Genomic DNA, 262 nt, shown 5'->3' on the forward strand with positions numbered 1-262 from the left:
ATCCCTTTCTCCAGGTCATAGGGGCGAAGCATCTTCTCGAACAGCTTCATGTCCCTGCGCATATCCTTGATGGTCTTGCTGCCACGAGGCCACTTGCGTATTACTATCATCCGGTGAATGTCAGGGTGCTTGCGCCGAAGCATCTGTAACTTCCACTTGGTTTCGTTGGTAGGGAGGAGTAGGTCGTCTGTACTACACTGCAACAGGCAGGCCCATATCTTAGCTACGAACTCCTCAAAGGTATTGTCGAGCTGTGCAATGT

At 51.1% G+C, this 262-nt stretch carries 1 protein-coding gene; it reads right to left on the minus strand.

The genetic code is table 11. From position 1 onward, the window contains the following. The coding region (locus tag AC6UDG_RS07655) for a hypothetical protein (protein ID WP_500706984.1) at nucleotides 1–262 on the minus strand (262 nt) is incomplete at both ends.

The sequence above is a fragment of the Fructilactobacillus sp. X2R1C1 genome, from assembly GCF_059901435.1.